The sequence below is a fragment of the Morganella sp. HSTU-ASny43 genome (assembly GCF_022819185.1).
GTDB lineage: Bacteria > Pseudomonadota > Gammaproteobacteria > Enterobacterales > Enterobacteriaceae > Morganella > Morganella morganii.
Genome location: NZ_WSPG01000024.1, coordinates 18,255 through 42,595 on the forward strand (window position 1 = coordinate 18,255; position 24,341 = coordinate 42,595).

At 51.9% G+C, this 24,341-nt stretch carries 27 protein-coding genes; 3 read left to right on the top strand and 24 right to left on the bottom strand.

Features of this window, described 5'->3' with window-relative positions:
* Positions 1-177: 177 nt before the first annotated feature.
* Positions 178-1,110, top strand: coding sequence for a hypothetical protein (locus tag GN208_RS13105; RefSeq protein ID WP_004234951.1), 933 nt, complete (start codon positions 178-180; stop codon positions 1,108-1,110).
* A gap of 57 nt (positions 1,111-1,167) precedes the next feature.
* On the opposite strand, the gene nikE is transcribed toward GN208_RS13105, so the two are convergent.
* From nikE to nikA, 5 genes are read right to left on the bottom strand one after another with little or no spacing between them, the layout of a single operon-like run.
* On the bottom strand, positions 1,168-1,977 hold the full coding sequence (gene nikE, locus GN208_RS13110; RefSeq protein WP_004234949.1) for a nickel import ATP-binding protein NikE: 810 nt from the start codon (positions 1,975-1,977) through the stop codon (positions 1,168-1,170).
* Positions 1,974-2,768, bottom strand: a complete 795-nt coding sequence (gene nikD / locus GN208_RS13115) for a nickel import ATP-binding protein NikD (protein ID WP_004234946.1) — start codon at positions 2,766-2,768, stop codon at positions 1,974-1,976. Before nikD ends, nikE begins: the two co-directional genes overlap by 4 nt.
* On the bottom strand, positions 2,759-3,613 hold the full coding sequence (nikC, locus tag GN208_RS13120; RefSeq protein ID WP_193756063.1) for a nickel ABC transporter permease subunit NikC: 855 nt from the start codon (positions 3,611-3,613) through the stop codon (positions 2,759-2,761). Before nikC ends, nikD begins: the two co-directional genes overlap by 10 nt.
* Positions 3,614-3,618: 5 nt before the next feature.
* Positions 3,619-4,563: a nickel ABC transporter permease subunit NikB gene (gene nikB, locus GN208_RS13125; RefSeq protein WP_004234940.1), complete on the bottom strand. Its 945-nt coding sequence runs from the start codon at positions 4,561-4,563 to the stop codon at positions 3,619-3,621.
* A 13-nt stretch (positions 4,564-4,576) separates the two neighbouring features.
* The gene (gene nikA / locus GN208_RS13130) at positions 4,577-6,151 is read right to left on the bottom strand and encodes a nickel ABC transporter substrate-binding protein (RefSeq protein ID WP_004234938.1); all 1,575 of its coding nucleotides are present in this window, start codon (positions 6,149-6,151) and stop codon (positions 4,577-4,579) included.
* A gap of 387 nt (positions 6,152-6,538) precedes the next feature.
* Between nikA and GN208_RS13135 the strand changes: the two genes are divergently transcribed.
* Entirely contained in the window at positions 6,539-6,874 is a 336-nt protein-coding gene (locus tag GN208_RS13135; RefSeq protein WP_004234936.1) for a zinc ribbon domain-containing protein YjdM, read from the top strand.
* 97 nt (positions 6,875-6,971) lie between these two features.
* Here the strand turns inward: GN208_RS13135 and GN208_RS13140 are convergent, their stop codons facing one another.
* Complete coding sequence (locus tag GN208_RS13140) at positions 6,972-7,301, bottom strand: helix-turn-helix transcriptional regulator (RefSeq protein ID WP_015422997.1); 330 nt, start codon at positions 7,299-7,301, stop codon at positions 6,972-6,974.
* A 370-nt stretch (positions 7,302-7,671) separates the two neighbouring features.
* Between GN208_RS13140 and GN208_RS13145 the strand changes: the two genes are divergently transcribed.
* Positions 7,672-8,223 carry a tyrosine-type recombinase/integrase gene (locus GN208_RS13145; RefSeq protein WP_004234933.1) on the top strand — a complete coding sequence of 184 codons (552 nt, stop codon included), beginning with the start codon at positions 7,672-7,674 and terminating at the stop codon, positions 8,221-8,223.
* On the opposite strand, the gene GN208_RS13150 is transcribed toward GN208_RS13145, so the two are convergent.
* The 18 genes from GN208_RS13150 to GN208_RS13235 all read right to left on the bottom strand — a co-directional run bounded on the left by GN208_RS13150 (position 8,224) and on the right by GN208_RS13235 (position 23,979).
* Entirely contained in the window at positions 8,224-9,186 is a 963-nt protein-coding gene (locus GN208_RS13150; protein WP_004234932.1) for a fimbrial protein, read from the bottom strand.
* A gap of 6 nt (positions 9,187-9,192) precedes the next feature.
* Entirely contained in the window at positions 9,193-9,681 is a 489-nt protein-coding gene (locus GN208_RS13155) for a fimbrial protein (RefSeq protein ID WP_101924309.1), read from the bottom strand.
* Between the two features lie 36 nt (positions 9,682-9,717).
* Entirely contained in the window at positions 9,718-10,308 is a 591-nt protein-coding gene (locus GN208_RS13160) for a type 1 fimbrial protein (protein ID WP_015423000.1), read from the bottom strand.
* A gap of 32 nt (positions 10,309-10,340) precedes the next feature.
* Positions 10,341-10,862 (bottom strand): fimbrial protein, encoded by a 522-nt coding sequence (locus GN208_RS13165; protein WP_243828439.1) that lies wholly within the window; start codon positions 10,860-10,862, stop codon positions 10,341-10,343.
* Between the two features lie 29 nt (positions 10,863-10,891).
* The gene (locus GN208_RS13170; protein ID WP_004234927.1) at positions 10,892-11,650 is read right to left on the bottom strand and encodes a fimbria/pilus periplasmic chaperone; all 759 of its coding nucleotides are present in this window, start codon (positions 11,648-11,650) and stop codon (positions 10,892-10,894) included.
* Complete coding sequence (locus tag GN208_RS13175; RefSeq protein WP_111759534.1) at positions 11,647-14,298, bottom strand: outer membrane usher protein; 2,652 nt, start codon at positions 14,296-14,298, stop codon at positions 11,647-11,649. Before GN208_RS13175 ends, GN208_RS13170 begins: the two co-directional genes overlap by 4 nt.
* A complete protein-coding gene (locus GN208_RS13180; protein ID WP_015423003.1) occupies positions 14,298-14,813 on the bottom strand; it encodes a fimbrial protein in 516 nt (171 codons plus the stop codon). The genes GN208_RS13175 and GN208_RS13180 overlap by 1 nt, the downstream gene beginning before the upstream one ends.
* A gap of 62 nt (positions 14,814-14,875) precedes the next feature.
* Complete coding sequence (locus tag GN208_RS13185) at positions 14,876-15,415, bottom strand: fimbrial protein (RefSeq protein ID WP_015423004.1); 540 nt, start codon at positions 15,413-15,415, stop codon at positions 14,876-14,878.
* Between the two features lie 565 nt (positions 15,416-15,980).
* Positions 15,981-16,541 (bottom strand): tyrosine-type DNA invertase, encoded by a 561-nt coding sequence (locus tag GN208_RS13190; RefSeq protein WP_015423005.1) that lies wholly within the window; start codon positions 16,539-16,541, stop codon positions 15,981-15,983.
* Complete coding sequence (locus GN208_RS13195) at positions 16,522-16,881, bottom strand: helix-turn-helix transcriptional regulator (RefSeq protein ID WP_004234910.1); 360 nt, start codon at positions 16,879-16,881, stop codon at positions 16,522-16,524. The genes GN208_RS13190 and GN208_RS13195 overlap by 20 nt, the downstream gene beginning before the upstream one ends.
* A 66-nt stretch (positions 16,882-16,947) precedes the next feature.
* Positions 16,948-17,754, bottom strand: a complete 807-nt coding sequence (locus GN208_RS13200) for an adhesin (protein WP_105212834.1) — start codon at positions 17,752-17,754, stop codon at positions 16,948-16,950.
* 31 nt (positions 17,755-17,785) lie between these two features.
* Positions 17,786-18,331: a fimbrial protein gene (locus tag GN208_RS13205; RefSeq protein WP_004234907.1), complete on the bottom strand. Its 546-nt coding sequence runs from the start codon at positions 18,329-18,331 to the stop codon at positions 17,786-17,788.
* A gap of 10 nt (positions 18,332-18,341) precedes the next feature.
* On the bottom strand, positions 18,342-18,824 hold the full coding sequence (locus GN208_RS13210; protein WP_004234905.1) for a fimbrial protein: 483 nt from the start codon (positions 18,822-18,824) through the stop codon (positions 18,342-18,344).
* 11 nt (positions 18,825-18,835) lie between these two features.
* Entirely contained in the window at positions 18,836-19,372 is a 537-nt protein-coding gene (locus GN208_RS13215; protein WP_004234902.1) for a fimbrial protein, read from the bottom strand.
* Between the two features lie 18 nt (positions 19,373-19,390).
* Positions 19,391-20,149 (bottom strand): fimbria/pilus periplasmic chaperone, encoded by a 759-nt coding sequence (locus GN208_RS13220; RefSeq protein WP_004234901.1) that lies wholly within the window; start codon positions 20,147-20,149, stop codon positions 19,391-19,393.
* Entirely contained in the window at positions 20,146-22,803 is a 2,658-nt protein-coding gene (locus tag GN208_RS13225; protein WP_004234900.1) for an outer membrane usher protein, read from the bottom strand. The genes GN208_RS13220 and GN208_RS13225 overlap by 4 nt, the downstream gene beginning before the upstream one ends.
* 21 nt (positions 22,804-22,824) lie before the next feature.
* Positions 22,825-23,382: a fimbrial protein gene (locus tag GN208_RS13230; RefSeq protein ID WP_015423006.1), complete on the bottom strand. Its 558-nt coding sequence runs from the start codon at positions 23,380-23,382 to the stop codon at positions 22,825-22,827.
* Between the two features lie 69 nt (positions 23,383-23,451).
* Positions 23,452-23,979: a fimbrial protein gene (locus GN208_RS13235; RefSeq protein WP_004234897.1), complete on the bottom strand. Its 528-nt coding sequence runs from the start codon at positions 23,977-23,979 to the stop codon at positions 23,452-23,454.
* Positions 23,980-24,341: the final 362 nt, after the last annotated feature.

Here is a 24,341-nt window from a genome sequence, read left to right on the forward strand (position 1 = left end):
TAACCACACCTTCTGCCCCGGCCATGCCACTGTCACCGGGGCCATGACTCCCCCTCACTAAATAAACTGATTCTGTTATTTTTTAGAAAATACATCCCTGAGAAATAAAAAGATACTGCCCCTCTGCGCAACAAATTGCACAGAAAACACACCTGCAATAAACACAGAGGAAAAACAATGAATCAGGATCTCAACACACAGGATCTGTCTGCACCGGCAGCCGGTATTGACCCGGTAGTACAGGTCATGGGCGGTAACAGTGATATCGCACTGGATTTGGTGGTAATTATTGATACCAGCGGCTCAATGTCAGATGAGTCCGCCGATCTGAGCCGTGAAATAGACGCAGCGATAGAGAAAGCGGCAGCCCGCTGTCCGTCTCAGCTGCGGGCGACTTTCCTGGGCATTCAGGGTACCTGGACCGGCACAAAGTTTGATCAGACAGTGAGTGATTATCTGATTGGCAAAGGCGCATCCGAGGGAAACTTACAGGCCAGAAAACCATTTACAGAGGCTGATGGCCGTGACCATGCCGGGAATAAGGAGGATTTATGCCGCGCGGTTATTGATGCCAGTAAATATTTTGACTGGCGTCCCGGCGCCCGGCGCGCCATTTTTGTGCTGGGTGATGAAGGCATGGAAGGCGGCGGCGGAATACTGACCAGTGCCGCTGTCACGAAAAACAGTGAGGCTATTGGTGTCGCGCAGCTTCACGGCGTCAAAGTTTACACCTATCAGGGAACCCCGGATGACCGCCCGGAAAACCTTGATCGCTTCCCGTCGATTGCGGAAAGAGACAAAGTGACAAAGGAGTATCAGCGGCTGGCAGAGCAGACCGGCGGGCGCTCTTATATCTACACCACCGGTATCGCGAACTTCCTGCTGGTATTACAGGAAATTCTCTGTGACAGCCTGACGCCGCCGGTGATTCCGGATAACGGTCATTCACATGCAGACTGCCGCGATGTGTGTGAACAGCTTTCCTCAATTATTTCCACCGTCAATAAGCTGGCGGATATTATCAATAAAGCCATTGATGCCTGTTGCGGCACAGATGTTCATCATCACAAAGAGACTGCCGCCAAATGCAGTTGCTCCGGTAAAGTATAAACCGTAAATAATGAGTAAAAGCGCCCTGTTAATATCACGGCGCTTTTTTTATTTTTATCAGACGGATACCGTTTTTCGCCGGTGGGAAGACGGGAATGGCGGCAATACTGCATTTTTCAGTGCCAGTGATGCCGGATGGCGCAGTTGCTCAATACACCCCTGCGGCGATGTTTCTGCAATTTTGCCCTCATCCATAACCACCACGCGTGCGGCAAACCGGCTGACCAGCCGCAGATCATGTGTGACAAACAGATACGCAATCCCCTGCGTTTTCTGTAACTGCCCGAGCAGTGTCAGCAGAGATGCCTGCAGATGAATATCCAAGTTTGATACCGCTTCATCCAGGATGATCAGACGCGGATCCGGGGCCAGCGCCCGTGCAATGCAGATGCGCTGTAACTGTCCGCCGCTGATCTGCGACGGCAGTTTGCCGAGTACTGACAGCGGCAGTTCCACCATATCCAGCAGTTCCGCAGTCCGGGCTTTGCGCTGTGTTTCATCCAGTGAGGTCAGCAATTTCAGTGGTTCGGCAATAATCTGCTCCGGGGTAAAACGTGGATCAACCGCCCCCGGCGGATCCTGAAAGACCATCTGGATCTCCGAACGGAACTGCCGCAGCTGTTTTTTATCCAGTTTGCGCACCGGCATTCCGCGGTAAAAAACATCCCCTTTTTCCGGATATTCCAGCCCGCAGATCTGACGTGCCAGCGTGCTTTTTCCGCAGCCGCTGCGTCCGAGCAGGGCAACGGTCTCCCCTTCATTCAGGGTCAGGGAAATGTCATCGAGAATACAGCGCGGCTTTCCCGCTCCCATCAGTGAATGGCTTTGGTAGCTTTTGCTCAGGTGTTCAACAGAGATCAATGTCATGCGGAAAGCTCCAGATCATACAATGAAAGATGTGCAGAAATAAGATTGCGGGTCACCGGTGAGCGCGGCCGGGAAAAAATATCCTCCACCGGGCCGGTTTCAATAATGTTCCCGTCTGACAGCACCGCCACCTGATCGGCAAGACGCGCCACCACACCCATATCATGGGTGATCAGCAAAAGCCCGGTCTGCCGGTCAGATACTACGTGATCCAGCAAATCGAGAATTTTCATCTGCACCACCAGATCCAGATCGGTAGTCGGCTCATCAGCAAACAGAAACGGCGCGTCGCTGAGGATCGCAATCGCGATCATCATCCGCTGTAACATGCCACCGCTCATCTCAAACGGATAGAGCTTCAGGATATGCTCACTGTCCCCCAGTTCCACTTCCGCCAGCACATCACGGATGCGTTTATCAATATCATGCAGCGGCTGCCGGGTGGCCTTCAGTGTTTCGGTAATATGCTGATGCATGGTCCGCACCGGGTTAAATGCACTGCGCGGGTTCTGCATAATCGACGCCACTTCCCTGCCGCGCAGGGCCTGTCCGGTGACCGGCTGTCCGTCCAGCAAAATAGTGCCCTGTGTTTTCTGCACACCCGGCGGCAGTACATCCAGCAGCGCAGAGCAGGTCATGGATTTGCCGGAGCCGCTCGCGCCGACCAGCGCCAGCACTTCGCCGCGCCGCAGTGAAAATGACAGATCAGAAATCAGGAAATGGGCATGATTATTATGCAGATACCCCGCCGACAGATGGCTGACCTCCAGTACAGAATGATTTAATGACATGTCCCGGCCCTCAGTGTCGGATCCAGACGATCACGCAGAGCATCCCCGAGGATGTTAAACGCCATCACACTGAAAAATAAAATTAAACCAGGCCAGAAAATCAGCATCGGTGATGTCCGGACAAACTGGCGGGCATCACTGATCATCACGCCCCACTCTGCGGTGGGAGCCGCCACGCCCAGCCCGAGGAATGACAGCCCGGAGACATGCAGCATCATGTGGCCGATATCCAGAGTCGCCAGCACGATCAGCTGGGAAATGGTGGCCGGAAACAGATGCCGGAGAAAGATCCGCACATTCCCGGCGCCGCTCAGACGTGCGGCCAGCAGAAATTCCCGGTGGCGCAGCGAGAGGATGATCCCGCGGACAATCCGCGCATACCACGCCCAGTGTGACAATGCGATCGCGATAATCACGTTTGTCAGCCCGGTACCGAGGATACCGATTAAAAACAGAGCCAGTACCAGTGTCGGGAATGTCAGGAACACATCGGTAAACCGCATGATGATTTGATCCGTCCGTCCGCCGGTAAACCCGGCAATGCCGCCGATCACCAGTCCGAGCGTCATAATAATCACCAGCGTGATAGCGACAGTGCCGAGAGAAATCCGCGCCCCGGCAATCAGACGGGAAAAAATATCACGCCCGAGATGGTCAGTACCAAGCCAGTACTGACTATCCGGTTCCTGAAGCCGGTTTGATAACTCCACCAGATCCGGATCATGCGGGGAGATCCACGGCCCGGCAATCATGGCCAGCACCAGCAGTGCCACCACAAACAGCGCAAACCACAACAAAAGATTGCGGCTCAGTGTCCGCCAGGCGGAAGGGGCTTTCAGTATCATATCGCTCATTCGATACCCTCCGCAGAGAGGCGGATGCGGGGATCCGCAATCGCATAAATAATATCCACAACCAGGTTACAGAGGACAAAAATCACCACCATCAGCAGGGTAAAGCACTGAATCACCGGATAATCCCGGTTCATAATGGCAGAGACCGCATAGCGCCCCACACCCGGCCAGCTGAAAATACTCTCGATAATCAGCGCGCCGCCGAGCAGTTCCCCGATATGCATACCGATAGCCGTGATCACCGGCAGCCAGGCGTTTCGCAGAATATGTGAGCGCTCCACTGTCATTTCAGATAACCCGCGCAGCCGCGCATAACGGACATGGCGCTGCCCGGCCACCTCAAGCATGCTTGCCCGCAGCAACCGGGCATTAATCGCCAGTGACATCAGCGAGATAGCAATGACCGGCATGATCAGGTGTTTTGCTTCCCCTTTACCCATCGGCGGCAGCCAGCCGAGGTGAATCGAAAAGAGCAGGATCAGCAGGAACCCCAGCCAGAAATTCGGCATGGAAACCCCGATAAACGCAATCACCCGCACCAGCTGATCCGGCCATTTTTCGCGGTAACGCGCCGCCAGCATCCCCATCGGCACAGACAGAATAATAGTCAGCGCCAGTGCCAGCCCCGCCAGTTGCAGTGTGGCGGGCAGGAAATAGAGCAGATCCGGCAGCACCGGTTTCTGTGTGGCATAAGAGATACCAAAATCCAGATGCAGCGCGTCAGACAGCCAGTGAAAATACTGGGTCATGATCGGCTTATCGAGACCGAGAAGCTCACGGGCGCTTTCCACCGCCTGCGGGGTCGGCGGAATTTTGGAGAGCCGCAGATAATCCAGCGCGGGGTCAGACGGCCCCAGGCGCAGGATCAGAAAGATAAACAGCGAGGTGCCGAGCAGCATCGGAATCAGCAGCAGCACCCGCCGGAAAATAAATCGCATCATAATCGCGGACCTGTTACTTCGCAGCCGGTGTCAGCTGATCAAACGGGATCTCATTTGACATCGCGCTGAACGGTACATCGCCGATTTCCGGTTTTGCCACCGCAATGGCAGTGATGTAGGTCAGCGGCAGATAAACCGCTTCTTCATGCAGACGGGTCAGGATATCGTGATACAACGCACGACGCTGTTTTTCATCTGTGGTGGTCAGCACCTGTGTGATTTTGGCATCGATTTCCGCTTTATCCGCCAGCCCTTGTTGTGCCTGATAATCGGCATGGGACGGAATACGCATGGAACTGACAAACGCGTGCGGGTCAAACGGCGCACCCCAGGTGCCGTTGAAAATCATCCCGAAGCGGCCGTCTTTCTGACGTGAGTAGATACTGCTTTCCTCCTCTCCGACCAGCTTCACATCAATCCCGGCGCGGCGCAGATCGGCCTGAACCACTTCAGAAATCGACTTCGCCACCGCATCGGTACCGACAAAATTCAGCTCCACCACCAGCGGCTCGCCATCTTTCTCACGGATACCGTTTTCGGTTTTCGCTTTCCAGCCGGCGTTTTCCAGCAGCGATTTCGCTTCCTCAACGTTATAGGCATACGGTGTTAAGCCGGCGTCTGCATACGGCACATTTTCTGAGAAAAGGGTGTCAGCTTTTAATTGTGTGCCATACAGCACCTTTTCAATCATTTTATCTTTATCAACCGCGTGATTAATGGCTCTACGCACAGCTAAATCACGGGTCGGCCCGGTTTTGGTATTGATAGCCAGCACCAGTGATTCCAGAGGTGCAGAGAGTTTGGTGGTATAGCCCGGCATATTTTTAAAGCGCTGATAGGTGTCCGGATAAATAATACCGTCCGTGCCATATAATAAATCCACCTCACCGGCTTCAAATGCCACGGCGCGGGTATTCGGGTCAGGAATTACTTTAAACGTAACGGATTCATAAACCGGTTTTTTACCCCAGTACGATTCGTTGCGGACAAATTCATCTTTCTCACTCAGACGGGATTCCGTTAATATCCACGGACCGGTGCCGATCGGTTTAATAATACCGTCTTTGGTGCCGCCGTCTTTAAACTGTGACGGTGCAATAAAGCGGAACGGACGCGGCAGCGCCAGCTCCTGCAGAATAGGATAATAAGCATCTTTCAGGGTGATTTTTAACTGATTCGGCGCGATATCCTCAACCGCCGTAATCTGATTAGCCAGTTCAAGCCAGGCGTGACGCTCGCGGTTTGCCAGAATGGCATCAAAGTTTGCTTTGGCCGCAGCGGCATCAAATTTTTCGCCGTTGGAGAACTTCACATCTTCACGTAATGTGAAAATATAGGTTTTACCGTCATCCGAAACTGTCCATGATTCCGCCAGCCAGGGCTTTACGGTTCCGTCATTCATATAACGGACCAGCGGCTCATACACCATGGTTTGTCCGGCCATCTGATTCGGCGCGTACTGATGCGGATTCAGCGGCCCCACATTCACCGGCCAGGCAAAATTTAAATGCGGATCGGCAAAGGCGGTATTTAACGACCCGGCCACGAGCGCCGCAGACAATAATAAAGAACGGACAACGTTACGCATATTTCACTCCTGATGTGCCACAGACAAATAAATAAAGAAGTCAGAAACCGGTTATTAAAATAATGCAGTTTCAATATATAAGAGTCCGCTGCGTAATTATGTACTCCCCCTGAGTACTTATTCCGAAAAAAAGATAAACTCCGGTGATTATCAGCACTGGCGGATTTTTCAGGAAACCGGAGGCTGTTATTGCGTTATTTACCTGTTTATTGTCCGGGAGCCGGAAAAGGCGATAACCACACTCTTTATCCGGTAAAAGCTGCAAAAAGGTGCCGATCCCGCTATACTGGCGGCCGCACTGAAGACAGTGCACATAACCACGGGCAAATATCACCCCATCGTGTGACAATTTGCTGCTCCCCATTGTGAAAATCTGAGAGTCTCATTATGTCATTACCTTCATGTCCGAAATGTAATTCTGAATACACCTATGAAGACGGTGCAATGTATGTGTGCCCTGAATGTGCCCACGAATGGAATGATGCCGAACCGGCAGCGGAAAGCGACGAACTGATCGTCAAAGATGCCAACGGCAATTTACTGGCGGACGGCGATGCCGTGACAGTCATCAAAGACCTGAAAGTCAAAGGCAGCTCATCCATGCTGAAAATCGGCACAAAAGTCAAAGGGATCCGTTTAGTGGAAGGTGACCACAATATTGATTGTAAAATCGATGGCTTTGGTCAGATGAAACTGAAATCTGAGTTTGTGAAAAAGAGCTGATGTTCTGATATAAGATTGCTGACAAAATCCCGGCCTGTTTTTTCCCGGACTTTGCCAACAATCTGAGGCTCCGCAATACCGGCGGAGCCGCTTTCTCTCAGTTGAGATATTCTGATTTTGATGTCACTGATGCCGCTGTATAAATATCAGACTGAACACTGAGACTTTCTTCATATAAAGCGTTGTCCTGACACCCGGCAAAAAACCAGCCGACCGGTGTCTTTAAAATATCTGCTGCCCTGACCAGCAGGCCGACATTAATCCGGCTTTGCCCCCGTTCATAACGGGATAATTGCTGCTGACTGATCCCCAGACAGGCAGCAATCTGCTGTCCTGAATAACCCAGCGCTTTTCGTCTGCAAAAAAGCCGGCCACCGACAGCTCGGTTTACCGATGCCATATCGGAATCATATAGAATATCTGTCATATTTATTACCTTCAGAAATAACATCCCCCGGAAATACATTCGGGAAGAAAATAAAAATAAATTTAAATTTACCACCTGAATAAATTTAAATTTATCTCACCAGTAAAAATTAAAAGAAACACCTGTCAATAGCCAAATAATTCCGGTTAAAATAAATAAAAAAAGCAATAAAAAACACAATACACAACAATAAAATGAAAGTCAGATAACAAAAAATGTTATTAACGTCAGATAAATCAGCAATAATTTATCAATTCCATTCATTAACAACATCAATTCAATAACAATACAAAATAGGACATCTGTTTATTTTGTGATAACGTCAGATAAATAATAAAACCTGACCTTAATAACTATACCGAATATTTCCATGAAAGAACGAAAACACCTGAGTGAACAGGAGGTTCATTCCTTAATATCATCATTACCTGACTCAATTAACCATATTCGTAATCAATGTCTGATTGCCGTTTGTTTCAGTCACGGATTACGGGCCAGTGAACTGACCGGATTAATGCTCAGTGATGTTAATATGGATGAAAAAACCATTCATATTACCCGGCTGAAAAACGGATTAAGCACCAATCAGCCCTTACAGTCCCTTGAATATCAATTACTGATACAGTGGCTGGAACAACGGAATACATCTGTACATTATGCCGAACCCTGGCTTTTTCTTTCCCGTAAAGGCGGGCGGTTATCCCGCCAGCAGATATTCAGGATTATCCGCGACAGCGGATTGTCCGCCGATCTGAATATTGCGGCACATCCTCATATGCTGCGCCATGCCTGCGGTTATGCATTAGCGGACAGAGGAACAGACACCCGGTTAATTCAGGATTATCTCGGTCACCGTAATATTCAGCACACCGTGTTATATACCGCCAGTAATGTGGCCCGGTTCCGCAGTATTAAATTGTGATTACTGCTCCGTGAAAACCAAAACAGCATTCGCCGTAAAATCCCCGGTTTTCAGGTCTGTCGCCGCAACAGCCGGGTCACGCACTGCTTCAAAACCCAGCTTCAGGGTATGAATACCCGGCTGATAACTCAGCGGATAGCTTTTCCCCGGCCTGACAACATTACCGCTATAGATAACAGCTATTCCCAGCCCCTTCGTTGTCGTGCTGATGATTTCCTCACCACCGACGATGAGCGGGGTATACTTCAATTCCATATTGGCGTTGTAAGCCATACTTCCGCTGCAGTTTATTGAAATATCTTTGGAAACAGACTGAACAGATGAACCGGCTTTTACCGCAATATTATTCCGTTCCAGTTTACCCAGCAGGACATCCAGATCAGCGCCATTATTCAGGAGGCATTTCGGGGGTTCCATAGGTAATTTATACACATCCCCGCAAAATATACCCCGGCCGTCAGGCCCGTAACCCAGATTACCTCTGTATTCATAACCGGTATTAACGTCACTGAGTGTAATACAATACCCGCCTGCTGATGGCGATCTGTTACCGGCAAACCGCTTAACAATATCCTGTTTTTTCAATGGGATAGAAGAGTTCAGCTTAACCACACCACCCGATAACAATAATGTCCCGTTTGCTCTGCTGCAGGTATCCATATTCTCCGGTAAGGGACACCAGTACATTTTTAATTCAAACAGGCCGGAAAGCGGCACATAAGCCTGATCATCACCCTCGGTAAACATATTCGGTCTTATCTCAACACGCTGGTTAACACCATAATAAGCACCGGCAGAGTGTCTCCATTCACAATCCATCCCCATCCCCGACCCCGGACTGACCTCGTGACCTCCTTTTGCACAAGGTGATCTTGCACCCACCCAGCCTCTTGCATATACAGATTGAGACACCATCAGCAGAAAAAACAGCGCCGCCACACGTATCATTAATTTATTCATCATTTACTCCTACAAATATTCCGCCACCAGCGTGCCGGTGGCCCGGAACGGAGACTGTGTTAAGTCCATGCCCGGCACTTTTACCAGCAGTGCTTCCAGCTTTGGCCGCTGCGTAACATCATCGATTTTGAAAAATTTATTTAACTCAAGCGGCTGTCCGTCCTTCAGAATCCGTACCAGCAAACCGCTGACATCACTTTCAATCGCTGACGGATCAGATACCGACGGGCGGGATGTCATAAAGATCATCCGCAGCGTATTTGCCGGATTAACTCCGGGACAATCCAGTGTGTAATTAAGCGGCAGGCTGTAGACTTTCGTGTCCAGCTTATTAATACCGACATTTTTAAAATCTGCTGTAATCGTCTGATTATTATTTACCGTACAGACAGACAGCGCTCTCAGTGTACCGGTAAAATTAAAGGTTTTATTATCACCGGTCTGTTCCTGCCCGGCCTGCACTGACCATGCTGCCAGTAAGAAAAAACCGGATAACATAACTATTATTATTTTTTCATTTTCATTATTTCCCGGTTAATCAAAAGTCATGGTTAAAATAGCTTGTGATGTAATGGATTGTCCGTTTATCCATGTATTATCATCAGGATGTACCTGCACTAATTCGGCCTGCAGCTTCGGCAGATTCAGAATATCCACGTTAAAATCAGTATTAATATCCTGCTGTTTTCCGTTAACCAGCAGACGAATCCCCAGATTTGCATTTATTACCGGTGTGCTGCCGACACTGACAGGCAGCAATTTATGACCGGCATCATCAACGGTATCACCCCGCGCAGAGTCCAGGCGAAAGCGGGTCTTTCCTGCTGTATCACCGGTACAGGTCATTCCGCTGTCCAGCGGTCTGATATAACTACCGGTAATATTATTTACACCGGATACGGAGGAAAAACGAATATCCCCGAAATTAATATCCGGTGATGATTGATTGCTGAATGTGCAGCGCCCGGTGGCAATCACCGTACCGGATATATTTATTTTCAGCCGGTTTTCATCACCGGTTTTACCCTGCGCGGGAAATACCGTCAGGCTCACTACCGCTAATAACATCCAGCCCGGTAGTAGGGTATGCGCAGCCTGCCGGTTAAACCGTTTTATGAATGTCATAATACTGTCCTGTCTGTGTTGTGCCCTGCGGGCTACGGATATGAGATTTCAAACGTGGCTGTCGCTGACAGCACACCTGTCGTCAGGGTTTTATCCTTAACAGCATCCGGCTCTGCCTGCACATACCCCTGAAAATTCAGTGTGGTTGTGCCGTCACTCAGGGCATATGCCGGGCTGGTTTTATTCAGCGGCAGCGGCCCTGCCGAGGTTTCGATTCCGATCGCCAATCCCGGTAATGTGCCGTTATCCGGCACCAGCAATCCCGGCAGCGCGCTGCTTTCAGCCCCGCGAAACGTGATAAAGGCTTCTTTACCGATAGTGGTATCACATCCTTCCAGCTCAATACTGAACGGCTCCGGCGGTGTCCGGTCTGCGGTATAAAAATAGTTTTTGACTATCGTACCGAACGACAGCGTGATATTTTCACTCGCCTGCGATAAGGTGCATGGTTCAAACACCAACTGCCCTTTTACTTCAACATCCGCGCCGTGTACCGCTGAACACATCAGCAGACCGGAACACAGCACAGCCATACACGGAATGAATCTCTTCACTTTCTCTGCTCCTGGTCTGTGGTTTCGCATCAGCCCGGTTTCACTTCGCCCACCCGGCAGGTATTACCCTGACAGGTAAAAATCATTTTCGGGCGGCCGCCGTAATCATTGATGTAACCCAGTACCGGCGCATTCCCCAGTGACACGGCACTGCCGCCGAGAACTTCACTGCTGTTTGGCGCAATCATAAATGCCTCAAACCCACTGATATCCTTTCCTTTATATGCGGCAGATGCGGATGAAATCGTCACGTAATACGGAGTCGGATTATTCACCGTGTATGTATTTCCCTGCCGGGTCAGGGTAATACTCTCCTGCCATGGTTTTGCATTCTGCGTCACCACTAAGCCCGCCGGACGGTAAAACAGTTTGATGCGGGTCTGTAAGGCAATCTGCAATGTGTTGGCTTTGTCCGTTTTCGGCGGGATCTCCCGCAGATTAAAGTAATAAAGACTCTCTTTATCCTGCGCCAGCATCTTCATTCCGGCTGTCGGCTGAATTTTTACCTGACTTTTTTCACCGGCTTCCACCCGCTGAATGGGGGGGAGTGCCACCAGCGGATCTTTGATTTTGTTACCCTGCGCATCTTCAATCCATGCCTGAGCCAGATACGGTAACTCTTTATTTTGATTAGAAATTTCAACACTTTCCGCCCGTTCGCTGCCGTTTAAAATGACACGGGTTCTGTCCAGTGCAATCGCCGCCTGTCCTGCCGGCGCAGCCAGGATACCGGCCAGTATCAGTACCGGAAGGCTTCGTGAAGTAAAACGGTTGTATTGATTCTTCATTGCTTACTCTCTCTGGTGTTCTCCGCGTCAGCATCTGTCAGCCAACGGGATATTTTTTCTGTTTTTACTGACTTTTCTGACTTTTCTGACTTTTCTGACTTTTCTGACTTTTCTGACTTTTCATGTACCGGATTCGCCACAGAGACACACGGCAACAGCAGATTTCCGTCCGGGATCGTCGCCGGGAAACGGATTTCACACTGAACATCCCCGCCCCATGACACCTGCATTGTCTCTTCCGGATTGATACCGGAGAGCCAGACCATGCCATCTTCACTGACCATCCCGGTCTGTATATGATCGTGGTTCTGAACCACGGCCCCGAACGGCGGAACATCTCCGTCAGCCAGGCTGAGTACCGCCATCGCTTTCTGTCCTGAGACAATACCGAAGCGGCGGAAACCGACAGCACCTTCCGTCAGCGTGCCCTGTACTACAGAGCGGGTGGCTTCGGCGTTTTCCCCCAGCCGGTTCAGATCCACATTAACGCTGCTGCGGTAATAGTTACTGACGTCACTGACGACCGCTTTACCAAAGTAGTTGGTTGTGGTTTCAGCACCTCCGCCCCGGACAGGAACATCAGCTACTCCGCCGGTATCCACCAGCATCCGTGTTCCGCCCATCACACCACTGCGGTGCAGTGCCGCACCTTCTGCGGTGGCGGTAAACCCGCCGCGTACAGACAGCCCGGCCGCACTGTAGCGTTCACCGGAAAATCCGGCAATTGCGGTTACTTCCGCTTTATCGCCGCGATAATTCATATAACCGTTACCGGTGACCCGGTGATCGCCGGTCACTCCTGTGCTGAGACGGTAATTTGTCCGCTCATTAATCCGGTCACTATAATCCGCCGAGTGACTGTTCTGCCCTTTACTGAATTGTCCGCTGTAACCAAAACTACCACTCTCCCTCCACGGCACAGACAGCCCGGCATACATCCCGTCATCGCGTCCGTTTTCGTGGCGGTTGCGGTAAGCCGATAAATTCAGACTGATATTTTTCACCTGCCCGATATCAAAATAATGAGAGGTGGAAATATTCCAGTTATCACTTGCCGGGCGATCCCAGTAGGTCTGGTGGTTAAAATTCAGGTACACATTGGTATTCAGCGAACTGAACGATTGACTGAATGTCATGGTGTACATCTCTTTGCCGTTACCCGTTACCGCTGAATTGTGATAACGGGCTTTCAGATATTGCGACATGGTCATAAAATCCCGCTCTGAAAACCGGTATCCGGCAAAGGTGACCCGGCTGTTGGTGGCATCGAACCGTTTGGAATAACTCAGCCGGTAAGAGCCGCCTTTTTTGGTTTCACCGTCCGGCAGTGACGCGCGGGATTGGGTGATATCGGCGGATAATGCCCCCAGCATCAGCAGGTCACGGCCGATACCCGCCGAGACAGCATTATATTTACCGGCAAATAACCCGCCGCCGTAAACAGACCAGCCGTTACTGATACCCCATGAAAACTCACTGCTGATAAACTCCGGTCCTTTGACACGGTGGTCATATTCCGAGGGTTTACCGAGCGCCACTTTGTAACGCACCAGTCCCGGACGGGTCAGATACGGTACACTTGCCGCATCCACCTGAAAGGTCTGTACTGAACCATCCTGCTCCGCCACTTCCACATCCAGTTTGCCGGACAGCGCATTGCTTAAATCCCTGATCTGAAACGGTCCGGCGGCAACCGTGGTTTCATAAATCACCCGTCCCTGCTGTTTCACGGTGACCCTGGCGTTGGTTTTCGCCACTCCGGACACTTCCGGGGCATAGCCGCGCAGATTCGGCGGCAGCATCATGTCATCCGTATCCAGTGCCACACCGGTATAGCGAAAGCTGTCGAACATGCCGGAGGTGAGATAATTTTCCCCCAGTGTTAATTTTGCCCGCAGCGGTGCAATCGCGCGGTAAGCATAAAACCGGTTCCAGTCCCAGCGTTGGTCCGATTCATGATTAGTACGCGAATAGCGCCCCTGCCAGTCCGCACGCAGACGCCAGGCACCGGCATTCAGCCCGGTGGTGCCGTTACCGCTGATGTCCTGCCGGTCACTGTGTCCGGCCTCGCGCTGTTTTGTCAGTTGTGTATTGAGGTTGTAATCAAGGATAAAACCGGCAATTCCCTCATCCCAGCGTGACGGCGGATCCCAGTTATCTGTGGTATATTCCAGATAGGCCTGCGGCAGACTGACATGCAGTGCCCCGGCAGCAAAATCTGCCCGCAGAGTCATCCCCGGCAGTGATGCCGGATCCGCGCACTCTCCGTTATGCCACCAGGTCAAATCCCCTTTTGCAGATGAGGTCAGTCCCAGCTCTTCGCTCATATCAGGCGTAATACAGGCCATGCTGCCCTGCGGGTCATTATCCGGGGCCAGAAAACGGATTTGCCGCTCTGCCAGCATGCTGTTATTGACCTTAAGTGCCAGGGAATAGATTCCGGGCATCACATAACCAGCCTGAGAAAATTGTGATAAATCAATCTGTCCACGCTCATTCAGATCCAATACCTCAGTATTGAATTCTGTAATCTTCTCCGCCTGTGCCGCTGCAGAAAACAGAGAGAGCAGGATCATAAATGTCAGCGGTTTTAACCGCACCGCCGGGCACAGTGTTCTGCGGCCTGACGGAAGTGCATTGGCTTTCATCACAAATAATCCAGGTTGAAATTAACAGTCGACCGGTATGCCCCTGTTTTCAGTGAGTTGCGATCAGCAATCAGCCGTAACCGGTAGTTCAGTGTGATATTTTTTGTCTGTGGTATATCCGGGAGTGCCACTGCTTTTCCCGGTATGATCACCGAACCCTCTTCCCGGCTGAGCTGAATCCCGACACCTTCTGCCTCCCCGCTGACTGCAAACAATCCGTTGCTGTCCGAAGGTCCGGTAAAGGTTATCCGCAGATTTTTGTCATCCGCTGACAACAGACAGTTTTCCAGCCGGACAGCAAAGGCAAAGGCCGGACTGTATCCGCGCTGATATAATGCGGTGGCGGCAACCTGCGGTATTTCAATCCGTTGATATTTATCCTGCATATTGATAGTGCAGGAGGAGTCCAGAACAAATCCCTGTAACCAGACCTGCCCGGTCTGCCGTTCACCCTCTGCCGCATAAGCAGTCAGGCAGACTGCCAGCAGTCCGGTACTGAGTATGTTTAACTTCACGCTTGCTCTCCGCCGGATCCCCGTACCGGATATCCGGTACGGGTAAAGTACACTGACCCCGATTACTGATAGTCCATCAGGAAGTCGGCTGTTGCAGTGAAAGCACCCGGCGCAACGGTGACAGCCGTTGTGGCACCCTGCATATACGCTTTAAATTTCAGCGTGTTATCACCTTCGTTTAAGGTAAATGCGGATGATGCTGCCCCCGGGGCGATCACATTACCGCCCGCATCCGTCACGACCACACCCATTGCACCGGTCGCCGGGCCGCTGACCCCAAAGGCTTTATCCAGACCGTCTGCCGCAGCGCCGCCTGCAACACCTTTAAAGGTGACTGTCGTGGTGGTTTTGCCGGTGATATCGCAGTTATGCAACTGAATAGTGAAATCAACAGGTGTTGATTTACCACCTTTCGCTAACTGAACTTTTGCCACGCTGCCCAGCTCAACAGTCTGTTTCAGGCTGTTTGCATCGATAGAGCATGCCGCATCAATCACTTCGCCGTTGAAGTTGATTTTGCCGCCGCCCTGATTTGCTGCCTGTGCAGTCATTGCCATTGCGGAAGAAACTGCCAGTGCGAGAACCACTTTTTTCATACTCATATCAAAATTCCTGATCTGCTCGTTTTTAGATAAAAATGCCGACATAAGGCATACATAAGCAATGTTTTGCTTTTGTGCGTTTTTGATGCAGTTCCGGAACTGCCTGTACCGTTTCACCGTCAGCGGATTTATGATCCGGCCGGTTATCCGGTTTATTTCGTCATCAGCGCCCGTTCCGGACGGCTACTTTTCATCCCCGTGACGCAACGAAATAAACCAAAATGTTGCGTTTTACGTATCACGCTGAAATGTATAAATTTACCGGATGGCAAAAATTGATTTGGCAGAGACCAAAAAGAAAGGAAGGTGAAACGAGCCGGAAAAAAGACGGGATATTGCGATTTTATATCAGAACCGGCCAGCACGAATCGTTAAGAAAATTCCGCACAGGATAAAAAACGGGCATTTTTTACTTAAAAAACAAACTATTTTTGATTAAAAAACAGACTGGTAGTGGTTTTGACGGAACTATGAACTTATTTTGATGTATTTTAAATTTAAATATTGCCCATTAAACAGACAACAAATAATATAGCGACGCTTTGGTTTATTATGTTACATTATTCTAGTCCCATAGCCCGCGAAAGCGCCCCGAATTTGCTGCGGTGTACAGCACAGTATGCTGAATGTTGCGGTGTCCGAGATAATCCTGAATCAGCCTGGTGTCTGCCCCTTTATCTGCCAGTGCATAACCGCAGGCATGACGCAGCATATGCGGATGAACCGCCACCGGCAGCCCGGCCATTTCCCCCAGCTCTTTTAATATCCGGTAAATACGGGAGCGGGAAAGATGTCCGCCTTTATGAGATAAAAACAACCAGTGATTTTCAGCAGCGCGGGGATAACGGGTGCGGCAGTTAAGCCAGCGGGTGAGTAAGGCTTTTTCTGTGCCGCTCAGAGGGTGGGTGGTGGAAAGGCCGTTTTTCAGCCGCTTTATATAAAGGTTATCGGCAGCAACATCCATGTCCGATAAGCTCAGTTGTCCCAGTTCACTGACGCGGAAGCCGTGGATAAAACACATCCACAGCAGGCAGGTATTCCGCTCCGGATCACGGCCGTTTTCCGCCGCTGTCATCATTTTTTCCACCTCAGACTGCATCAGGTGTTTACGTCTGTTTTCCTTCATCCGGTTTCCTTTTGTACCGGGAGGGTGCGGATAATCCATACTCCGGAACAGATTCCGCCGTATAAATATCCGCTTTTCCCCGGAAGCACTCCCGGTATGAACGCGCTTCCGGACAGTCAGCGAAAAACCAGCTGACCGGTGTCTGTAACACTTCTGCCGCCCTGACCAGCAGGCTGACATTAATCTGACTGCATCCGCGCTCATAGCGCGAGAACTGCTGCTGGCTGATCCCGAGATGATCGGCCAGGCGGCTGCCGGACCAGCCCAGCTCTTTCCGCTTGCGGAAGATCCGGTAGCCGACAGATTTATTAACGGTTAAATCAGTATCTTCTGTAATCATATTTCAGTCTCACTCCGGGCTCACAGTGCTGCAGGTTTCCGCAGCACTGTGAGAGAAAATAAGAAATTACGGCATAACAAGAATGATGGAGCCGGAACCTTCGAAAGCGCCCGGCGCAACCCGCCCGTTCACTTTCAGCACCGATTTCACATCCACCTGAGTCGCACCACCGGCCGGGACATGAATGGGTGCCCCCTGCTCTCCCGGATTGCCGTTGAGATAAAGATCCGCGTACAGGCTGTTATCCGGCCGCAGCGGGACACGGCCGCTGTCTGAGCCTGAGGCGATCACAAGGATATTCATATCCAGATTACAGGTGACAGTGATGCTTTTATTACGCGCCGCATCCGGCAGACTGACTTCATCAATATCCCCGTAATCCAGGATCACAGAGCCGCTGGTGACCTCACAGGCGCCCACCGGCGGCGGGGCGATACCACAGAGTGAACCGGGCAGCAGACGTCCGTTTTTCGACCAGCCGCCTGATTCAGATTCATAAAACAGCCCCACACATTCCTGATTGGAATTCAGCGCCGGGCCGACATGCTTCGCTGTGCCGTTATACGGCAGCGAGATATTGTTCAGAACCGCATCCCGCACTTCCGCCAGTGTTCTCAGCTTTTCCACACGGACAATCGATTTGGTGGAAGAGCCCGGTGAGCCGTCAACATCGTGTTTGTGGTTGATATTGATCCAGCAGACAGACCAGCCGTAGCAGGGATTGGGAGCCGAAGGGTCTTCCGGATCCCAGCGCTCGATAATATAGGTGTAAATGGCATTCGATGGTGTCCCCGAGGATTCGGTGATATAAGAGAAAATCGATGCCCCCGCCGAAGCGGACCAGAGCAGCGCGAGCGCCGCAATTATTTTCATAAATCTGTTCATAGCGAGCCTCAGTTACCCGTCAGTCATAATTGAGATGAAATGTCGCAATGGCACTGAACGGCCCGCGTTTAATGGTTTTATTTGCCAGCGCATCCGGCTCTCCCTGCACATAGGCGCGGAAGTTCAGCAGCGTCAGTCCGTCATTCAGCGTAATCTGCGGTGACACCTCATTGACCGCCAGCGCCGTGCCGTCCGCATTTTCCAGCCCGACTGCAATGCCTTCCGCCTGACTGCCCGGACTTATCGCCAGCGCACCGCTGATAAACGGATTCTCATCCCCGGCAAACATCACTGTCACCCGCCTGCCGATAGAGGTGTCACACTCCGAGAGCCGGATCCGGAAATCCTTTGAGGGTGTCCGCTGATAGGCGTACAGGTTTTTATCAGGAATATTGCCGAACGGCAGTTCCACGGTTTCATCCCCCGGATGTATCGTGCAGGGTTCATCCACCAGCGTGCCGTGAAAATACAGGTTGTCAGGAACCGCCCCGGCATCCGCCCCCGGCAGTGATAACAGAAATACACCGCAGGTACTGATAAAAAAGCGCCTTATTGTTTCATTCATTGCATTGCTCCTACTGATATTCCGCCAGCAGTGTAGCGGTCACATCAAATGCACCTTCCGGCAGTGTGCTGCCCGGCCGTTTTACCGGCACCGCCTGAATCACCGGCGGGTTATCCGGTGATACCGCAATGCGTTTGTTGAGCGTGAAGGGCTTTCCGTTTTGTGTCAGGTGAATCGCCAGGTCGGGAATATTGGTCTGTAAGGCCGCATCATCAAACCCGCTGACCGGACCGGTAACCGACAATCCCAGATCCCAGCCTTTAATATTGTCCTCACACACCAGGGTGTAATTGACCGCCCGGGTGTAATTGACGCCATCCACTTTATGCACGCCGACGTTGTCACCGAAAAACACATCGATCACGCCGTTATCACTGATTGTGCAGGCAGGCGGCACCAGCAGCGTGCCAAACAGCTTCATGTTCGGGGCGGCTGCGCTGCCCGCTGCGGCACACAGCAGCAGCATCAGTAACCGCCGGTAATGTATTGCCATGGTCTGGCTCCTTACTGATAATCCAGTTCCAGTGTTGCCACCGCCGAGAAATCCCCGCCGGTCAGCACCGCCGTCATATCGCGGACAGGCACCGCTTCCAGCGCCGGGAAGACCGGATAAGTAAATTTCACTTTTTCACCGGGATTGAGTTGCCGTCCCTGATAAAGCATGCGCACCCCCAGCCCGGCAATTTCAGTCTGTAATAACCCGGCATCAAACCCGGCGGTATTGCCGGTGATAGCCAGCGTCATGGCATTGGTCGGCATCTTTGTGCACTCCGCCGTGTAATTAACCGGCTGTTTGTAGCGCTGGCCGTCAATGCGGGTGCTCATCACCTCCCCGAAATCCACCAGAATGGTATTGCCGTTGTTGATGACACACGGCGGCGGCGCAATCACATTGCCGCGGATAGTGACATAGGTGATCCCGGGCACGCCCCGGATACCGGCCACCCGCTCCGGCAGTGCCGCAGCACTTCCCGCTGAGATACAGAGCACAACCGCCAGTATCCGCCGGAGGAAACGCTGTTTTCTGATCCGCTCATCCATGGTTTATCCCCTGTCTGTTCAGTTACCGGCAGCCGTTTTTGTCACACGGCACTCTGCGCCGCTGCAACTGAACTGCAACTGCGGCCGGCCGCCGTAGTCGTTGATATAACTCAGCACCGGCGCACTGCCGAGAGCGGCTGCACTCAGGCCGAGTGTGCCCTGACTTTTCGGTGCCACCATCAGCGGGGAGAACCCGTTCAGGCTTTTGCCGCCCAGCCCGCTGAGCGCATCCACAATCGTCACGTAATACGCAGTCGGGTTATGGACTTCATAGTGATCACCACGGCGCGTCAGGGTGATTTTTTCCTGCCACGGATTAGTCAGATCCGTTTGTGAGGCATAGATAGCTTCCGGGCGGTAAAACAGTTTGATGCGGGTCTGCAGGGCGATTTGCAGGACATTCTGCCGGTTGCTGCGCGGCGGAATTTCCCGCAGATTGAAATAGAAGACACTTTCCCTGTCCTGCGGCAGTGCGGCGATCGCCGGTAATGCCTGAATTTTTACCTGACTTTTATCACCCGGTTCAATACGCTGCACCGGCGGCAGAACCACCAGCGGTGACGAAATTTTTTCTCCGTTCTGATCCTCAATCCATCCCTGCGCCAGGTACGGCAGCTCTTTATTCAGATTGCTGACATTCAGGCTGACAGATTTCTCTGCCCCGTTGAAAATGACACGGGTTCTGTCCAGCGCGATAGCCGCGTGCGACTGTGCTGAGGCCAGCAATACAGCGGCAACGGCCAGAACAGAGAGACGGGTTTGTTTAACTGACATCATAATGAATCACTCATTTCGTTACGTGTGGAAGGTGCCGGGTCTGCCCGGCCTGTGATATTCAGCCATTTCCCCTGCTGCGGGCGGTCAGCCGGCGGCGGGGAAGACGGCAGCGCAACCGGCTGCGGTTTTTCCGGAACGGATTGCGGCTCTGCGCCGCAGGTCAGCAACAGGGTGTACAGCGCGTGTCCCGGCGCAAGCTCCGGCACCGTCATCCGGCACGCAGCCTCACTGCCGCGCCGCAGCGTCAGAATATCCCCGCTGTTAATGCCACTGAGATACACCTGCCCGCCGTCATTGACGATCCCCAGTTCGCGGTTATCCGCCGAAGTCACCACCGCGCCGAACGGCGGCTCGCTGCCATCTGCCAAACGGATAGCGGCCATGGCTTTTTGTCCTGACAGCACATCAAACTGACGGTAGCCGATGGCGCCTTCTGTCAGCGTCAGTTGCTGAACAGAACGACGTGCTTCCGCATTTTCCGGCAGTTTGTTGATATCGATGGCGGCACTGTTGCGGAAGTAATTATTCATATCCGGCAGAACGGCTTTCCCGAAGCGGTTGGTATAGCTGAGTGCCCCGGTACTTCTGACCGGCACATCCGCCACACCGCCGGTATCCACCAGCAGACGGGCGCTGCCCGGCATATTGATGCGGTGGAATGCCCCGCCCTGCGGTGTCATTGTCACCCCGCCCTGAAGCGAGAGCGATGCGGAGGTATATTCCCCGTCAATATGTCCGGCACTGGCGGTGACCAGCGCGCTGTCAGCATAGTGCATGTAATAGCCGTCAACGGAGGCTTTGCCGTTGCTGCTCAGACCAGTACCGAGGCGGTAACTGTTGTTATCATCCGGACGGTCGTAATAACTGACGTTATGAGAATTACCATGACGGTTGATCATGCTGTTGTAGCTGACCGTGGCGCGATCCCCCAGCGGCATGCTGATATTGAGATATACCCCGTCATCATTCTTATCCTGATATTTATTGCGGTAAGCGGATAAGCTGATATTGATGTTCTTATAACTGCCGATATCCATATACTTCGCCAGCGACAGGTTATAGTTGTCGTTATCCGGCCGGTTCCAGTAAGTCTGGTGGCTGTAGTTCAGATAGGTGCTCAGCCCGATATCCGGGAACTGCTTGCTGAACATGATGGTGTACAGCTCTTTATTGTTATCCGCGCGGTTATCGCTGTAGCGGCGATCCAGATACTGATTCATGCTCATAAAGTCGCGCTCGGAGAAACGGTATCCGGCGAACGTGACCTGGCTGTCCAGCTCCTCAAACCGTTTGGAATAACTCAGGCGGTATGAGCCGCCGCGATACTGTTTGTCTTCCTGCGGCAGACGGGCAAAAGACTGGGTGGCATCAAAAGAGATGGCCCCAAAGGCCATCAAATCACGACCAACACCAAGAGAAACGGCGTTATAGTCCCCGGCAACGAGGGAGCCGCCGTATAATGACCAGCCGTTACTGATCCCCCATGAGAATTCCCCCATACCAAAGACAGGGCCTTTCCCGTGACGGCCGATTTCGGACGGCTGCCCGGCGGCGAGTTTGTACTGCACCCGGCCCGGACGGGTCAGGTAAGGAATGCTGGCGGTATCCATCTGAAATGACTGTACAGAGCCATCCTGCTCCTCCACCCGGACATCCAGTTTGCCGCTGACCGCATCATTAATATCCTGAATACGGAACGGCCCCGGCGCGACCAGAGTTTCATAAATCACCCGCCCCTGCTGGCTGACGGTAATTTTGGCATTGGTTTTCGCCACGCCGGTCACTTCCGGTGCATAGCCGCGCAGATTCGGCGGCAGCATATTGTCATCAGTGGCCAGATTGACCCCGATATAGCGGAAGTTGTCGAAAATATCCGAGCGCGAGAAGGTTTCCCCCATCGTCAGTTTTGCCTGTAATGAGGCAATCGCCCGGTAGAGATAGGTCTGGCTCCATGTCCAGTTATGTTCGGAGCGATCCCCGGAACCGGTGGTATGGCGGAGATTCGCCTGCCAGTCGGCACGGACACGCCAGACCCCGAGGTTTGCCCCGGCGGTCCCGTTCCCGGTGACCTGCTGTGTCTGTTTGCCGTGTGCCGGGTCATTAATACCGGCATTCACGTTGTAATCAAACAGCACGCCGGAAATTCCCTCATCCCAGCGGGAAGGCGGATCCCAGTTAGCGGCGGTGTATTCCAGATAAGCCTGCGGCAGTGTCAGGATAAGCTCGCTGTCCGCCAGTTTCGGTGACACCGACATACCCGGCAGTGACGCCGTATCCAGACATTTGCCGTTATTCCACCAGCGCAGGCGCTCTGCCCATTCCGGTTTCAGTCCGGCCTGCGCTATCAGCTCCGGAGATAAACAGGCGGCACTGCCTTTCGGATCATCCGGCGGCACAATATAAGAGACCGGATAACTGTCAGGTAACTCACTGTTATTTACTCGGATAAAAAAGTCGTAGGTGCCGGGCATGATATAGCCGGCACGGGAAAAATCGGACAGATCAATATTCTGTTTATCGTTTACATCAAGAATATCAGTATTAAATTCAACATCCTGATTATCCGGATAAGCTGCCTGCGGGATACCGGTCAGAATTAATGAAATCAGCACTGTCAGTCTCCGGCGGGAGACGGTACTCAGCGGAATTACCATAATGGATCCAGTCAGCTCGGTTTAATAATATTCCAGCTTGAAACCCACTGTTGCCCGGTAATAACCGGACTGAAGTTCATCACTGTTTTTCACGAGACGCGCCTGATATCGCAGCGCCATATTATTGAGATCAATATCTGCGGGCGGTAAGGGTTTGCCGGGAACCGCCTCATTCCCGTTGCGGTCTGAAATCGATAAGGAAGCCCCTTTGCCGGAGCCGGTCAGCTGAAAACGTCCGTCCTGTTCAGCCCCCTCAAACGTGACCCGGAAACGGAGATTATCCGCCGCACCGCCTTTCACCGGCTGCACGGTGCATTCCGCCAGCCTGATCCAGAAGTAGTCTGCGGGTCCCTGCCCTTCATCACGCAACTGCGGAACAGAAACATCGGTCAGCGCCACGGCCTGCTCACGGCTGGCGGTGGAAATAGTGCAGACCGGCTCGAGGATCGTGCCCTGCATCTGTACCGCACCGAAACGCAGACTGGTTTTTGCATCCTGTTTCGTTTCACCTGCCGCTGTATAAGAGGAAAAACACACTATTGTTATCAGCACTCCCTGAGGGATGATTCTGCTCACCATTTCCTGCCTCCGCTGAACGCACGCAACTGAAAAGCGGCACGGTTCATCCCTGAGCCGTACCGGCATTAATTACTGATAAGTCAGTGCGAATGTTGCGATAGCGGTGAAGTCACCCGGAACAGCGGCCTCAGCAGCAGAACCCTGTAAATACGCTGCGAAGTTCAGGTCGTTATTACCGTCACGCAGAGCCTGCGCCGCGCTTGGTGTGCCTAATTTGATCTGTTTGCCGCCCGCATCAGTAATAACAACCGCCGCGTTTTTGGCAATCCCCTCAATACCCAGGGAACCGGCCAGAATATCAGCCGCCTCAGAACCGGTGAAAGTGGTCTGTACCGTTTTGTAGGTTTCTGTGGTGCAATTCTCTAATGCGATTTTAAAATCACGGGAATTACTGCGGCCGCCGTCTTTCAGTGCGGCAGTGGAGATCTGGCCTAACGGAACAGTCTGGTTTTCGGTATCAGGCGTAATAGAGCAAGGCGCGTCAATAATTGAACCGGTGAATTTAACAGTACCGTGTCCCTGATCAGCAGCAGATGCCGCACCTGCAACCACAGACATACCAAAGCCCAGCACTAATGCTAATTTATTCAAAGTCATGTTATTTCCTATATTACGTTCTGCTTTTTTGATATTAAAAATAACGCGGTCACACGCGGAAATATGAAACCGCGCGGCGTTATCGTTATTTGATGAATATGTCTGTTCCGTTATCCGGATATATGAAAAAACGGGACAAAATACATCAAAATGTCCCGTTAAGAATGAATGGCTGTTATCGAATAAAAATTAAGAAAGCTGTTCTTTTTTATCACGCAAAACAGGTTAATATCGCGTTTCTACCCCTCTCTGTTTTTAAGCACTGTCAAAAATAATGACAGCGGTGAAGCAGGCAGCCTCTGCCCGGCAGAAGAAAATATTAACCTTTTAAAAATTAATGAGTTATGTGTTGCTAATTTGGC